Here is a 14,434-nt window from a genome sequence, read left to right on the forward strand (position 1 = left end):
ATCAACACCCTCGAACAGGAATACGACATTGTCGTCATCGGCGGCGGTACCGCCGGGCCCATGGCGGCGATCAAGGCCAAGGAAAAGAACCGCGACCTGCGCGTGTTGCTGATCGACAAGGCCAACGTCAAGCGCAGCGGCGCCATCAGCATGGGCATGGACGGCCTGAACAATGCGGTGATTCCCGGGCACGCCACGCCGGAGCAGTACACCAAGGAAATCACTGTCGCCAACGATGGTGTGGTCAACCAGGCAGCGGTGCTGGCCTACGCCGAATACAGCTACGAAACCATCCAGCAACTGGACCGCTGGGGCGTCAAGTTCGAGAAGGATGAAACCGGCGACTATGCGGTGAAAAAGGTCCATCACATGGGCGCCTACGTGTTGCCGATGCCCGAGGGCCACGACATCAAGAAGGTCCTCTACCGCCAGCTCAAACGGGCCCGGGTGCAGATCACCAACCGCTTGATTTCAACCCGTCTGCTGACCGACGCCGAAGGCACGGTGAACGGCGTCATGGGCTTCGATTGCCGCACCGCCGATTTCCATGTGATCAAGGCCAAGGCGGTGATTCTCTGCTGCGGCGCCGCCGGGCGCCTGGGGCTGCCGGCTTCGGGTTACCTGATGGGCACCTACGAGAACCCGACCAATGCCGGCGACGGTTACGCCATGGCCTATCACGCCGGGGCCGAGCTGGCGAACCTGGAGTGCTTCCAGATCAACCCGCTGATCAAGGACTACAACGGCCCGGCCTGCGCCTATGTCACCGGCCCTTTGGGTGGTTATACCGCCAACAACAAGGGCGAGCGCTTTATCGAATGCGACTACTGGAGCGGCCAGATGATGTGGGAGTTCCACCAGGAACTCGAAGGCGGCAACGGCCCGGTGTTTCTCAAGCTCGATCACCTGGCCGAGGAAACCATCCAGAACATCGAGGAAATCCTGCACAGCAACGAACGCCCCAGCCGTGGCCAGTTCCATGCCGGACGTGGCACCGATTACCGCCAGCAGATGGTCGAGATGCATATCTCCGAGATCGGCTTTTGCAGCGGTCACAGTGCTTCGGGGGTGTGGGTCAACGAACGGGCGGAAACCTCGGTCAAGGGCCTGTACTCGGCCGGTGACATGGCCGCCGTGCCGCACAACTACATGCTCGGCGCGTTCACCTACGGCTGGTTCGCCGGTTTCAACGCCGCGGATTATGTCGCCGGACGGGAGTTCAGCGCGCTGGACGCCGAGCAGATCGAAAAGGAAAAAGCCCGGGTCTATGCGCCGTTGCAGCGCGAACACGGCCTGCCGCCGGCCCAGGTCGAGTACAAGCTGCGGCGCTTCGTCAACGATTACCTGCAACCGCCCAAGGTCACGAAAAAGATGGAAATCGGCCTGGAGCGTTTCGCCGCCATCGAGGCGGACCTCGAGCAGATGAAGGCCAACAACCCCCACGAATTGATGCGTGCCCTGGAAGTTTCGGTGATCCGCGACTGCGCCGAAATGGCCGCCCGTGCCTCGTTGTTCCGCAAGGAAAGCCGCTGGGGCCTGTATCACCACCGGGTCGACTATCCGTTGCGCAATGACGCCGAGTGGTTCTGCCATTGCCACCTGAAGAAGGACGAAAACGGCGGGATGGTCAGCTTCAAGAAGCCGGTCGAACCCTACCTGATCGCCCTCGATGCCGACGAGAAGCAAGCCTACAACCGTTTGCGAGTCGCCACCGAAGCGGCCTGAGCAGGAGCCGGCTTGCTGGCGATGATATCGATGCGCAGTACCTGTTAAACCGAGTCGCCTGGATCGCCAGCAAGCCGGCTCCTACAAGGTTCTGCATTGTTTTTAGATGAGCGAACTTTACCGAGGACAGCGTGCCATGGCCTTCCAGCCCCAGGAAATATTCTTTCGCAGCAACGCGCCGGTCACCGTCGATGAAGACAAGTGCATCGCCCACAAGGGCTGCACCGTCTGTGTCGATGTCTGCCCCATGGACCTGCTGGCGATCAACCCGGCCACCCAGAAGGCCTATATGGCTTTCGACGAATGCTGGTACTGCATGCCCTGTGAAAAGGACTGCCCGACCGGCGCGGTGAAGGTGGAGATTCCCTACCTGCTGCGCTGAGCCGATCCACGCCGTACCCATAAGAAAAGACCGCCACCGGCCCACCACCGGACGCCTGATCCAGCACCCCTCGTTTCCCACCCCGGTTCTCGGCGGCGGAGACGATTCCATCTTTCATGATTCGAGGGGAAACACCCATGCGTGCACGCATCACTTTTGCCGGCCTGGTCCTGGCCCTGAGCGCCTTTGGCGTCCAGGCCGAGACCATTCGTATTGCCATCGGCACCCAGGACAGCACCATCAATTGCGCCGCCGGCGGCCTGTTGATCCGCGAGCTCGGCTTGCTCGACAAGTACCTGCCCAAGGACGGCGCCTACAAGGACGCCCACTACGATATCCAGTGGAAGAACTTCACCAGCGGTGCGCCACTGACCAATGAAATGGTCGCCGGCAAACTCGACTTCGGCGCCATGGCCGACTTCCCCGGCGCGCTCAATGGTGTGGCCCATGAGGCGGCGGGCAAGCACAGCCTGTTTATCAGCGTGCTGTCGGGCAGCATCGAGGGCAGCGGCAACGGCATCGTGGTGCCCAAGGATTCGCCGGTGCAGTCGTTCAGCGAACTCAAGGGCCAGACGATTTCCGTACCCTTCGCCTCGACCGCCCACGGCATGCTGCTGCGGGCCATTGCGGCCCAGGGTTGGGACCTGGACAAGGACGTGACGGTGATCGCCCAGCCACCGGAGGTCGCCGGTTCCGCCTTGCAAGCCAACAAGATCGCCGCCCACGCCGATTTCGTGCCGTTCGCCGAACTGTTCGAAAACCGTGGCTTCGCCCGCAAGATCTATGACGGTTCCCAGGCCAAGGCGCCGACCTTCCATGGCGCCCTGGTGGACAGCGATTACGCCAGGCGTTATCCGGAAATCGTCGTCGCCTACCTGCGCGCCAGTATCGAGGCCAATCAGTTGCTGGCGGCGGAGCCGGAGAAGTACAGCGAACTGATCGAGAAGGTCGCCGGTGTCGAGGCCGAGGTCAATTACCTGTTCCACGGTCCGTTGGGCCTGCAGACCCGCGACCTGACCTGGAAGCCGGAATACCGCCAGGCCGTTGCCACGGCCATCGACACGCTGAAGTTGCTGAAGAAGGCAGACCGTGGCTTGAACACCGACACCTTTATCGATGATCACTTTATCCGCGAGGCCTTCAAGGAGTCCGGTCTCGACTACGACAAGCAACTGGCCAACTACGCCCAGCAGCCGTTGATCGCCAATGACGCGGTGACCGGCAAGCCGATCGCGGACCCACGGCAAGTCGCGCAGATCTGGCTCAAGGGCGAGCCGAAGGTGCGCAGTTATGCCTCGCCCCAGGCCGCACTGAGCGACCTGGCCAGCCTGAAAAAAGCCGGCAAGGAAGTCCGCGCGGTCTATGCCCAGGCCAGTGACAGCGGGATCAAGCTGCTCGCGCCGCAAGCCTGGTTTGTCAGCGATGCCAAGGGCCAGTTGAAGGCTTTCCTGCTCCGGGACCAGGCCGAGCAATTCGCCAAGGCCCATGGCGGCGAGGTGCGGGATTTCACCGACGCCAGCCGCCAAGTCCTGGCCCAGCGTTGAGGTGAATGGCATGAGTCGCTTGTCGGTCGATCTCGGGCGCCGCTGGAGTCTGCGCCTCGCTTCCTTGTTGCTCTGCCTGGGATTCTGGCAAGTAGCGGCTCGCATGCACCTGGACCTGGGACTGGTGACCTTTCGCAACGTGCCGTCGCCGGTCGAGGTGGTGCAGGCGGCCTGGGCGTTGTTCAACTCCCACGCCTTGCCGCGACACTTGCTCAGCAGCCTGGGCCGTGTCGCCAGCGGTTACCTGGCGGCGGCGCTGGTGGCGGTTGCGCTGGGGTTGGCGATCGGCCGTTCGAAGTGGGCCGAGGACCTGCTGCTGCCACCCCTGGAGGTACTGCGACCGATTCCGGCGGTGGCCTGGATTCCCCTGGCGATCCTGATGTTCCCGTCCTCGGAGCTGTCGATGATCTTTATCACCTTCACCGGCGCGCTGTTCCCGATCCTGCTCAATACCGTGCATGGCGTCGAGTCGGTGGACCGCCGGCTGATCGCCTCGGCCCGGAGCCTGGGGGCAGGGCGCCTGGCGATCCTGCGGGAAGTCGTGATTCCCGGTGCTGCGCCGAGCATCGTCACGGGCCTGGCCATTGGCATGGGCACGTCGTGGTTCTGCCTGGTGACCGCCGAGATGATCTCCGGGCAATGGGGCATCGGTTACTACACCTGGGAGGCCTACACCTTGCAGAACTACGCGGACATTATTGTCGGCATGCTGCTGATCGGCGTGCTTGGCATGGCCAGCAGCGGCCTGGTCAAACGCCTCGGGGCGCGACTGACACCCTGGTATCGCCCGCAGGAGAAACACGGATGAGTGTCGCCGAACGTTTTTCCGCAGCCGGGCGGATCGCCATCGACGGCTTGTCGATTCACCTGGGCAGCGGCCCCGATGCCTTCGAGGCGGTCCAGGCGCTGAGCTTCGATGTGACGCCCGGGGAGTTCGTCTGCATTCTCGGACCGTCCGGCTGTGGCAAGTCGACCCTGCTCGGCGCCCTGGCCGGCCATCTCACCCCCAGCAGCGGTTCGTTGCAGGTTGACGGTCAGCCGGTGCTGGGTCCGTCGCCGAGCCGCGGCATGGTGTTCCAGCAACACACCCTGTTGCCCTGGCGGCGGGTGCTGGACAACGTCGCCTTCGGCCTGAAGATGCAGGGCATCGGCAAGGCCGAGCGGCAGCGCCAGGCCTGGGAGTTTCTCGGCTGGGTCGGCCTGGAGGATTTTGCCGGGCACTGGCCGAGCCAGTTGTCCGGTGGCATGCAGCAGCGGGTCGAGATTGCCCGGGTGCTGATCAACCGGCCGAAGCTGCTGCTGATGGACGAGCCCTTCGGCGCCCTCGACGCCCAGACCCGCAGCCAGATGCAGGAGCTGCTGCTGGATATCTGGGGGCGGATCCAGACCACCGTGGTGTTTGTCACCCATGACATCGACGAGGCCCTGTTCCTGGCCGACCGGATCCTGGTGATGAGCCCGCGTCCGGGACGTTTTATCGAAGACCTGCGCCTGGATTTTCCCCGGCCACGCCAGCCGGAACTGCTCACCAGCGCGGAGTTCGTCCGTCTCAAGCGGCATTGCCTGGAATTGCTCCGGCACCAGGATGGCCGCCAACTACCGCGCCTGACTCCCCTCGGGCTGCCCCTTGAAAACACTCAACCGCGATTTGCCCTATGACCGACCTGATCAGCGACAACCCCGACATTCTCGACCTGCAACCGCGCCTGCAACATGAAGACGCCGGTGTGCGCCGTATCGCCCTGATCGAACTGGCCGACCTGGAGGACCCGGATGCCTTGCCCTGGCTGATCCAGGCGCTGGAGGCCGACCCCGAGGGCGATGTGCGCGCCGAAGCCGCGCGCCTGCTGGAGGCCTGGGAAGAACCGCAGGTGGTCAGCGCCTTGTGCAAGGCCTTGCTCGACTGGGACCACAAGGTTCGCGTGGTGGCGGCCCAGAGTCTCAGCCTGTTGAAGACCGAAGAGGCCGGGCAGGTGATCCTGCCCTGGGCCGCGCATCCCGATGTGTTTGTCCGCAGCAGCGCCCTGCGGGCCTTGCGAGAGTTGCGCCTGGCCGCGAGCGCGCCAGTGGCCCTGCAAGCGCTGTTGGACCCCGAGGCCAGCGTCCGCCGTGAGGCGGTGGGGATTCTCGGCTGGCTCAAGCAACTCGATGCCTTGCCGGCCTTGGCGCGCCTGGCCAGTACCGATCCCGAACCGGAAGTGCGCCGTGTGGCGACCGGGGCCCTGGGCCTTGCCAGCGACCCTGCGCTGCTGCCGGCGTTGCAGTCGGCCTTGCTCGACCCGGCCTGGCAGGTTCGCGAAGAGGCCGCGACGACCCTGGGCAAGGTCGGTCTGGCCCAGGCCGGCCCGGCCCTGGAGGCGGCGCTGGGCGACGATTACTGGCAGGTGCGTTTGCGCGCCGCGCGCTCCCTGGGCCGTTTGCGTTACAGCGGGGCCCTGGCGGCCTTGATCGAACTGCTCGGTCACAGCATCAGCAATCTGCGCAAGGAAGCGGCCCTGGCGTTGGGCGAGTTGGGGTTGCAGGAAGCGATTGCGCCGTTGCAGGCGGCGCAGCACGACGGTGATCCGGAAGTGCGCAAATCGGTGCGCATCGCCCTGGCCCAGCTTGGCGTCGGTGGCGCCTGATGCAGCCCCTGGCGGTGCGCCATAGGCGTAGCGAAGGGCTGTTGCTGCTGACCTGGGCCGACGGCCCGCAGCTATTGGCTTATGCCCGGCTACGGGCGGCCTGTCCCTGTGCGCAGTGCCGGGCCGCCCGCTTGCAAGGGCGGATCGACCTGGTTCAGGCCGATGTGCGCCTGCTGGAGGTCAACCCGCAGGGCTATGGCGTCCAGCTGGTGTTCGATGACGGGCACCAGCAGGGGATCTATCCCTGGGCGTATTTGCGGGAGTTGGGCTGATCGACTCGGCATCCGGGCGCGGAGCGTTTAGACTGTCTCACCTCTTTGACAGACGAGGCCTTCATGACTGATTCCACGGCAACACCGGTACTGCTGTTTTCCTACGGCACCTTGCAGGACAAGGCCGTGCAACTGTCCAACTTCGGGCGCGAACTGGCGGGCAACGCCGATCGCATGCTCGGCTATGCTCAATCCTGGGTCGAGATCACTGATCCCCAGGTCCTCGCCACCAGCGGCAAGTCCCACCATCCCATCGTGCGTCCCAGCAGCAACCCCGAGGACAGCGTGAGCGGCATGGTTTTCCAGATCAGCGCCGAAGAGTTGGTGGCGGCGGATGCCTATGAAGTTTCCGACTACCAGCGCGTTTCGGTCCGTCTGGCCTCCGGTCTGGATGCCTGGGTCTATGTGAGCGTTTAGTACAGCGCTTGCGACCTTCGGCGACTACACAAACAAGGCCGCCTACGGGTATGCTTTTGCGGCATGGTTACATGCTTGATCGAGGGAACGGGTTCATGGACAAAGTCATTGTCATCACCGGCGGCAGTCGTGGTATCGGCGCCGCCACCGCGCTGCTCGCGGCGAAGCAGGGTTATCGTATCTGTATCAACTACCTGGCGGATGAGGAGTCGGCCCTGCGGGTGCTGGAGCAGGTGCGCGGGCTGGGCGCCGTGGCCATTGCCGTGCGCGCCGATGTCAGTATCGAGGACGAGGTGATCCGCCTGTTCAATCGGGTGGACGCCGAGCTGGGGCCGGTCACCGCCCTGGTCAACAATGCCGGGACCGTCGGGCACAAGTCCCGGGTCGATGAGATGTCCGAATTCCGTATCCTGCAAACCCTGAAGGTCAATGTCCTGGGGCCGATCCTCTGCGCCAAGCATGCGGTGCGGCGGATGTCGCCACGCCATGGTGGCCAGGGTGGCAATATCGTCAATGTGTCCTCGGCGGCGGCCCGTCTCGGCTCGCCCAACGAATACGTGGATTACGCTGCCTCCAAGGGCGCGGTGGACACCTTCACCCTCGGTTTGTCCAAGGAGCTGGCGGGCGAGGGCATTCGCGTCAATGGCGTGCGTCCTGGCTATATCTATACCGAGTTCCACGCCTTGAGCGGCGACGCCGACCGGGTCAGCAAGCTGGAGTCGGCCATTCCCATGGGCCGTGGCGGTCGCGCTGAAGAGGTGGCCGAGGCAATTGTCTGGCTGCTCTCGGACAAGGCTTCCTACGCCACCGGGACCTTTATCGACCTGGCGGGTGGACGCTGAGTCGGTTTTTGCCCCAGGGACGTCGTTCGGGCGTATAGGCCCGTCGGTCATACGCCCCACACTGTAACGCCGGAGCCAGGGTCTTGCCTGGCTCTGACCGACCGTTACAGGGAACCCCTCGAATGACCGTTATCTTTCGTCCGGCGCTACGTTCGGACGCCCGCGAGATTGCCCGCCTGTTCCAGATTTCCTCGGAAGGGGCGTCCGACTATATCTGGAGCCAGTTGGCTGAGGGCGATGAGTCCTTGCTGGATGTCGGCGAGCGGCGTTATGCCCGTGAGGGTGTGGATTTTTCCTATGAGAACTGCTGGATGGCCGAGGCGGATGGCCAGGTGATCGGCATGTTGCACAGCTATCCGATGTTTGAAGACCCGGAGGCAACACCGAGTACCGATCCGGTGCTGGCGCCCTATGCCGATCTGGAGATTCCCGACACCCTCTACATCTCCAGCCTGGCCTTGCACGAGGGCTGGCGTAACCAGGGGCTGGGCCCACGCTTTCTTGAATATGCCCGTCAGCGCTGCCAGGCGCTTGAACTCAAGGGTTTGAGCCTGATCGATTACGCGATGAACAGCGGCGCCTGCCGCTTCTATCAGCGTCATGGTTTCACGATTGTCGGTGAGTGCCAGATCGTGCCGCATCCGATGATCCGGGTGACTGGGGCGGCGTATCTGATGCACTGGCCCTTGGCGGAGTAAGACGGCTCACTGCTCCAGCAGCGACCGCACAATCCGTCCCAGGGTCTCCATTGCCTGTTCCGAGACCTCGTTCCACGGGCTGCCGTAATTCAAACGGATGCAGTTGCGAAAGCGCCGGGTCGGCGAAAAGATCGGTCCCGGGGCGATGCTGATGCCTTGGGCCAGGGCGATCTGGAACAGCTTCAGCGAGTCCATCTGTTCCGGCAGTTCCAGCCACAGGAAGTAACCGCCGCTCGGCTGGCTGACCCGGGTCTGTGCCGGGAAGTAGCGGGCAATCGCCGACAGCATGGCGCTCTGCTGTTCCTCCAGGGCATACCGTAGCTTGCGCAGGTGCCGGTCGTAGCCGCCGTTTTGCAGATAGTCGGCCAGGGCCGCCTGGGCCGGCATTGACGCGCACAGCGAGGTCATCAGCTTGAGCCGTTCGATCTTCTGCGCGTAACGTCCCGCCGCCACCCAGCCGATGCGATAACCCGGCGCCAGGCTCTTGGAGAAGGAACCGCAGTGCATCACCAGGCCCTCGGTGTCGAAGGCCTTGGCCGGTTTCGGTGCCTGCTGGCCGTAATAGAGTTCGGCGTAGACATCGTCCTCGATCAGCGGCACCTGATGCCGGCGCAACAGTTCCACCAGCTCCTGCTTCTTCGCCTCGGGCAGGGTCGCACCCAGGGGGTTCTGGAAGCTGGTCATGCACCAGCAGGCCTTGATCGGATGGCGTTCCAGGGTCTGGGCCAGCACCCCGAGGTCGATGCCGTCACGCGGATGCACCGGGATCTCCACCGCCTTGAGCTTGAGCCGTTCCAGCACTTGCAGGCAGGCATAGAACGCCGGGGCCTCGATGGCCACCAGGTCGCCCGGCTCGGTGACGGCTTGCAGGCACAGGTTCAGCGCTTCCAGGGCGCCGTTGGTGATCAGCAGTTCCTCCATGGGCAGCATCAGTCCGCCGACCATATAACGCAGGGCGATCTGCCGGCGCAGTTGCGGGTTGCCCGGCGACAGGTCGGTGACCACCATGCGCGGGTCCATCTCGCGGCTGGAGCTGGCCAGGGAGCGGGACAGGCGTTGCAGGGGAAACAGCGTCGGGCTCGGGAAGGCCGAGCCGAAGGGCACGGTGGCGGGGTCCTTGATGGAGTCCAGTACCGAGAACACCAGTTCGCTGACATCGACCTCGGTGGACTCGTTGACCTGGCTGCTGATTGCCGGCTCCGAGAACGGGCTCGGGGTGTGGGCGTTGACGAAGTAGCCGGAGCGCGGTCGGGCGCGGATCAGGCCGCGGCGCTCCAGCAGGTAGTAGGCCTGGAACACGGTGGACGGGCTGACCCCGTAGGTCTGGCTGGCATAGCGCACCGACGGCACGCGCTGGCCGGGGCCGAGGACGCCGGTGCGGATCAGTTCAGCGATGTCGTCGGCGAATTTTTCGTAGCGTTTCATGGCAACTCTGGATGTTGAAAGCACCGCATAACCTGTAGGAGCTGGCTTGCTGGCGATAGCGGCCGATCAGGCAATGCAAGACTTGCTGGCCTCATCGCCAGCAAGCCGGCTCCTACAAGGTTCGGTGTTGATTGATCGGGATTCTAAGGCATCAACGGTTCAGCGGGGCGACAAAGCGGCTCTTCGCCACGCTGTAGACCTCGGGCTCGTCGCTGTCGACCACCTTGAAACTCACCTCCTGCGAGCTGCTTTTCGGCTTGTCGCCGAGCATCGCCACCGATACCGGCAGGTCGGCGATTTCCCCCGCCGCCAGGTTCAGTTCGGTCTTGCCCTGCAACTGGAAGCCCTCGCTGTCCACCAGTTCCAGGCGATAACGCTGGGACTGCTGGGTCTTGTTGATGACCTTGAGGCTGTAGATATTCTCGATCTGGCCCTGGCTGTTTTCCCGGAACAGCCCGCGGTCCTTGCTCACGTCCAGCGAAACCATGGGCCGTTCCACCAGGGCCAGGGCCAGTGCACCGATCATGATCAGCAGCACGGCGCTGTAGCCGATCAGCCGTGGGCGCAGCAGATGGGTCTTGCCACCCTGCAACTGGTGCTCGGAGGTGTAGCTCACCAGTCCACGGGCGTAGCCCATCTTGTCCATGATCGAGTCACAGGCGTCGATGCATGCCGCGCAGCCGATGCATTCCATCTGCAAACCGTCGCGGATATCGATGCCGGTGGGGCAGACCTGCACGCACATCTGGCAGTCGATGCAGTCCCCCAGGCCGACACTGGCCGGCGCCACATCACGTTTGCGCGGACCGCGGCTTTCACCTCGGGTGGGGTCGTAGGAAATGGTCAGGGTATCTTTGTCGAACATCACGCTCTGAAACCGCGCATAGGGGCACATATGCATGCACACCGCTTCCCGCAGCCAGCCGGCGTTGATGTAGGTGGCAGCGGTGAAGAACACCACCCAGAACAGGCTGACACCGCCGATCTGCAGGGTCATCAGTTCCTGGGCCAGGGGCCGGATCGGCGTGAAATAACCGACAAAGGTCAGCCCGGTCAGCAGGCTGATGCCCAGCCATAACGTATGTTTGGCCGCGCGCCGGGCCAGCTTGTTCGGGCCCCAGGGTGCGGCTTGCAGCTTGATGCGCTGGTTGCGCTCGCCTTCGGTGACTTTCTCGCACCACATGAACAGCCAGGTCCAGGAGCTTTGCGGGCAGGTATAGCCGCACCAGACCCGCCCGGCGAACACGGTGATGGCGAACAGGCCGAAGGCACAGATGATCAGCAGGGCCGAGAGCAGGATGAAGTCCTGGGGCCAGAAGGTCGCGCCGAAGATATGGAAGCGGCTTTCAGCCAGGTCCCAGAGCACCGCCTGGCGGCCGCCCCAGTTCAGCCATACCGTGCCGAAGAACAGCAGGAACAGAAAGCCCGCGCCACCCAGGCGCAGGTTACGAAACAGCCCGCTGAAGCTGCGGGTATGGATCAGTTGGTCGGTGGACTTGGCCTTCATCCTTGGACGCAAGGGCTCGAAGGTTTCAACACTCTGGACGGGGATTCTCTCGCTCATGGTCTGTCGCTCGTCAGCCTCCATCAGGCCTGGGCACTATGCCGAGCGAACTGTTTGCATAACAGACTCAGGTATTTGAATAAAAAGCGGATCAGATGGCCGCGCGCGAGGGCCTGCGACAGCTTGTCCTACCCCCGTGCCGCTCCCTGTCATCGTGCCCTGTGGCGCCGGGCGTAAATGCCGGGCGCCGGTGCTGACACAGGTCAATCAAATCACCGAATCACCGTCATCGACCTTTACATGATGACGGCCGTCGAAGGCGCCGGCGACGGTCAGGGCATCGGCTTCCGCTTCGGTGATCCAGATAAACCGACCGTCCAGTTCGGCGCGGGACATGCTTTTGCCGTCGTCGGTACTGATGCGCACGGCACTGGCCGGTCCGTGGACGCGGACATCGCCTTGCTCCAGGGCACAGGTCTGGTTCGAGGGTTCGATATGCACGGGCATGGTGCTCTCCTTATGTTCAGGGGACGGCGCGGCTGGGGCGACATTCCCGTCTATGCTTCAGGCGCGCCGCGTCAGGCGATCACCGGTGGCATGGTGGTCGGCGGATCGATCCTGGGCGGCGGTGTGCTGCCCGGCGGTTCCTGCTCGGGGATCGGCTGTGGCTCCGTCGGTGGCAGGGTGGGTTTGTCGATATTGGGATCAGGCGTTTCTGCCGGAATCGGAATATTCATGAAGCTGGCCTCCTTTATGCGTGCTTCAGATGGGCGCCCTGTCATGGATCAGGGCACCCCGTATAACGATGGACCCTGCCCAGGTGCTTTTGACTCCCGCTTTATGACGAGTGGAGTTTCCCGACAAATCCGTCTGAACTTTTGTTCCGGCAGCGGGCTCCGAACTGAAGTGACCTTGTTTCAGGATGAAGCCGGTTGCCATGCAGATTACGCAGAGTAGAGCGTCCATGGGGCGTAAGGAGTGATGCTCGATGTCAGCCGATAAACCGTTGGACGAGGAGGGCACTGAAGTCCTGCCTTTGTCCCAGGCGTTGCTGCTGCCACGCATCGCCATTGAAGACGTGGTGCCTACCGTCGATGGCGGGCAGTTCGCGGTCAAGGCCGTGGCGGGGCAGGAACTGGTGGTGAGCGCCAAGGTGTTTGCCGACGGCCACGACAAGTTGGCCGTGCTGTTGGCTTGGAAAAACCTGGGCGACGCCGACTGGCAACGCACGGCCATGACCGATAAAGGCAACAACGCCTGGCAGGGCCGCTTGCGGGTCGGTGACCAGGGGCGTTATGTCTATCGGATCGAAGCCTGGATCGACCAGTTCGCCAGCTTCTGCTACGAACTGGAGAAAAAGTTCGTCGCCGGAGTCACCATCGATCTCGAATTGCAGGAAGGGCGGGCGCAAGTGCTGCACGCCATCGAACGCAGTCAGGACGATGTGGCCATGGGCCTGACGGCCTTGCACGAGGAATTGCTGCACCTGTCGAACGATGGCCAGGTCGAGCGCTTTCTCAAGCCCGCCACGGCGCGGTTGATGCGCAAGGCCGACCACCATGCCTACCTGAGCCACAGCTACGACTATCCGCTGGAGGTGGAGCGCGGCCTGGCGCAGTTCGCCAGTTGGTATGAACTGTTTCCCCGTTCGGTCACCGACCGGGCATTGCGTCATGGCACCTTCAATGATGTGCACGGTCGCCTGCCGATGATTCGCGACATGGGCTTCGACGTGCTGTATTTCCCGCCGATCCATCCCATCGGCCGCAGTTACCGCAAGGGCCCGAACAATGCCCTGATTGCCGGCCCCGACGATCCGGGCAGCCCTTATGCGATCGGCAGCGAGGAGGGCGGGCACGAGGCGATTCATTCACAACTGGGCAGCCGCGAGGATTTTCGCCGGCTGGTCAGTGCCGCGGCCGAGCACGGCCTGGAAATCGCCCTGGATTTTGCCATCCAGTGCTCCCAGGATCACCCCTGGTTGCAGGAGCATCCCGGCTGGTTCAACTGGCGGTCGGACGGCAGCATCAAATACGCGGAGAACCCGCCGAAAAAATACCAGGACATCGTCAACGTCGATTTCTATGCCGCCGAGGCGATTCCCAGCCTCTGGGTCGAGCTGCGGGATATCGTCCTGGGCTGGGTCGAGGAGGGGGTGAAGATCTTTCGGGTCGACAACCCCCACACCAAGCCGCTGCCGTTCTGGCAATGGTTGATCGCCGATGTGCGCGGTGCCCATCCCGAAGTGATGTTTCTCGCCGAGGCGTTCACCACGCCGGCGATGATGGCGCGCCTGGGCAAGGTCGGTTATTCCCAGAGCTACACCTATTTCACCTGGCGCAACACCAAGGCCGAACTGACCGCCTATTTCACCGAGCTGAACGAATCGCCCTGGCGCGATTGCTTCCGGCCGAATTTCTTCGTCAATACGCCGGATATCAACCCGGCCTTTCTCCATCATTCCGGGCGTGCCGGGTTCCTGATCCGCGCGGCGCTGGCGACCATGGGCTCGGGGCTCTGGGGCATGTACTCGGGCTTCGAGCTGTGCGAATCGGCGGCGTTGCCGGGCAAGGAGGAATACCTGGATTCGGAGAAATACGAGATCCGTCCGCGGGACTTCAATGCGCCGGGCAACATCATTGCCGAGATCGCCCAGCTCAATCGTATCCGCCGTCAGCACCCGGCCTTGCAGACGCACCTGGGGTTGCAGGTCTACAACGCCTGGAACGACAACATCCTGTATTTCGGCAAACGCACGGCGGACCTGGAGAGTTTCATCCTGGTGGCGGTCAGTCTTGATCCGCATAACGCCCAGGAAGCGCACTTCGAATTGCCCTTGTGGGAGTTCGGCCTGCCGGATGACGCCGCTACCCATGGCGAAGACCTGATGAATGGCCACACCTGGACCTGGTACGGCAAGACCCAGTGGATGCGTATCGAGCCCTGGCACCAGCCGTTCGGGATCTGGCGCATCACCAGGATCTGATGATGTGCCCCTCGC

Annotated in this window: 15 protein-coding genes; 11 read left to right on the forward strand and 4 right to left on the reverse strand. The window is 63.3% G+C overall.

The genetic code is table 11. The features are described 5' to 3' along the window. From CWE01_RS04000 to CWE01_RS04045, 10 genes are all read left to right on the forward strand, one after another. Positions 1-1,725 (forward strand): fumarate reductase/succinate dehydrogenase flavoprotein subunit, encoded by a 1,725-nt coding sequence (locus CWE01_RS04000; RefSeq protein ID WP_177410452.1) that lies wholly within the window; start codon positions 1-3, stop codon positions 1,723-1,725. Between the two features lie 136 nt (positions 1,726-1,861). Then, a complete protein-coding gene (locus CWE01_RS04005; protein WP_017125004.1) occupies positions 1,862-2,107 on the forward strand; it encodes a ferredoxin family protein in 246 nt (81 codons plus the stop codon). A gap of 137 nt (positions 2,108-2,244) precedes the next feature. Next, complete coding sequence (locus CWE01_RS04010) at positions 2,245-3,651, forward strand: ABC transporter substrate-binding protein (protein ID WP_100939241.1); 1,407 nt, start codon at positions 2,245-2,247, stop codon at positions 3,649-3,651. Between the two features lie 10 nt (positions 3,652-3,661). Beyond that, entirely contained in the window at positions 3,662-4,459 is a 798-nt protein-coding gene (locus CWE01_RS04015) for an ABC transporter permease (protein WP_100939242.1), read from the forward strand. Beyond that, positions 4,456-5,310, forward strand: coding sequence for an ABC transporter ATP-binding protein (locus tag CWE01_RS04020; RefSeq protein WP_100939243.1), 855 nt, complete (start codon positions 4,456-4,458; stop codon positions 5,308-5,310). Before CWE01_RS04015 ends, CWE01_RS04020 begins: the two co-directional genes overlap by 4 nt. Then, the gene (locus CWE01_RS04025) at positions 5,307-6,275 is read left to right on the forward strand and encodes a HEAT repeat domain-containing protein (protein WP_100939244.1); all 969 of its coding nucleotides are present in this window, start codon (positions 5,307-5,309) and stop codon (positions 6,273-6,275) included. The genes CWE01_RS04020 and CWE01_RS04025 overlap by 4 nt, the downstream gene beginning before the upstream one ends. Then, the gene (locus CWE01_RS04030; protein ID WP_371917127.1) at positions 6,275-6,547 is read left to right on the forward strand and encodes a DUF971 domain-containing protein; all 273 of its coding nucleotides are present in this window, start codon (positions 6,275-6,277) and stop codon (positions 6,545-6,547) included. The genes CWE01_RS04025 and CWE01_RS04030 overlap by 1 nt, the downstream gene beginning before the upstream one ends. A gap of 63 nt (positions 6,548-6,610) precedes the next feature. Further along, on the forward strand, positions 6,611-6,964 hold the full coding sequence (locus CWE01_RS04035; RefSeq protein ID WP_100939246.1) for a gamma-glutamylcyclotransferase family protein: 354 nt from the start codon (positions 6,611-6,613) through the stop codon (positions 6,962-6,964). Positions 6,965-7,059: 95 nt separating this feature from the next. Continuing rightward, entirely contained in the window at positions 7,060-7,806 is a 747-nt protein-coding gene (locus CWE01_RS04040; RefSeq protein ID WP_100939247.1) for an SDR family oxidoreductase, read from the forward strand. A gap of 122 nt (positions 7,807-7,928) precedes the next feature. After that, the gene (locus CWE01_RS04045) at positions 7,929-8,504 is read left to right on the forward strand and encodes a GNAT family N-acetyltransferase (protein ID WP_100939248.1); all 576 of its coding nucleotides are present in this window, start codon (positions 7,929-7,931) and stop codon (positions 8,502-8,504) included. A gap of 6 nt (positions 8,505-8,510) precedes the next feature. Here CWE01_RS04045 and mapR read toward each other — a convergent pair whose 3' ends face one another. The 4 genes from mapR to CWE01_RS33510 form a co-directional block, all read right to left on the reverse strand. Beyond that, entirely contained in the window at positions 8,511-9,929 is a 1,419-nt protein-coding gene (mapR, locus tag CWE01_RS04050) for a GntR family transcriptional regulator MpaR (protein ID WP_100939249.1), read from the reverse strand. 151 nt (positions 9,930-10,080) lie between these two features. Beyond that, complete coding sequence (gene ccoG, locus CWE01_RS04055) at positions 10,081-11,493, reverse strand: cytochrome c oxidase accessory protein CcoG (protein ID WP_100939250.1); 1,413 nt, start codon at positions 11,491-11,493, stop codon at positions 10,081-10,083. Positions 11,494-11,700: 207 nt separating this feature from the next. After that, on the reverse strand, positions 11,701-11,940 hold the full coding sequence (locus tag CWE01_RS04060) for a DUF3203 family protein (protein ID WP_100939251.1): 240 nt from the start codon (positions 11,938-11,940) through the stop codon (positions 11,701-11,703). A 71-nt stretch (positions 11,941-12,011) separates the two neighbouring features. Further along, the gene (locus CWE01_RS33510) at positions 12,012-12,170 is read right to left on the reverse strand and encodes a hypothetical protein (protein WP_177101859.1); all 159 of its coding nucleotides are present in this window, start codon (positions 12,168-12,170) and stop codon (positions 12,012-12,014) included. 251 nt (positions 12,171-12,421) lie between these two features. Here CWE01_RS33510 and CWE01_RS04065 point away from each other — a divergent pair, with 251 nt between their 5' ends. Beyond that, on the forward strand, positions 12,422-14,419 hold the full coding sequence (locus CWE01_RS04065) for an alpha-1,4-glucan--maltose-1-phosphate maltosyltransferase (RefSeq protein WP_100939252.1): 1,998 nt from the start codon (positions 12,422-12,424) through the stop codon (positions 14,417-14,419). The last annotated feature ends 15 nt before the right edge of the window (positions 14,420-14,434 follow it).

The organism is Pseudomonas sp. QS1027, from assembly GCF_002814235.1.
In the GTDB taxonomy this organism is placed as follows: domain Bacteria; phylum Pseudomonadota; class Gammaproteobacteria; order Pseudomonadales; family Pseudomonadaceae; genus Aquipseudomonas.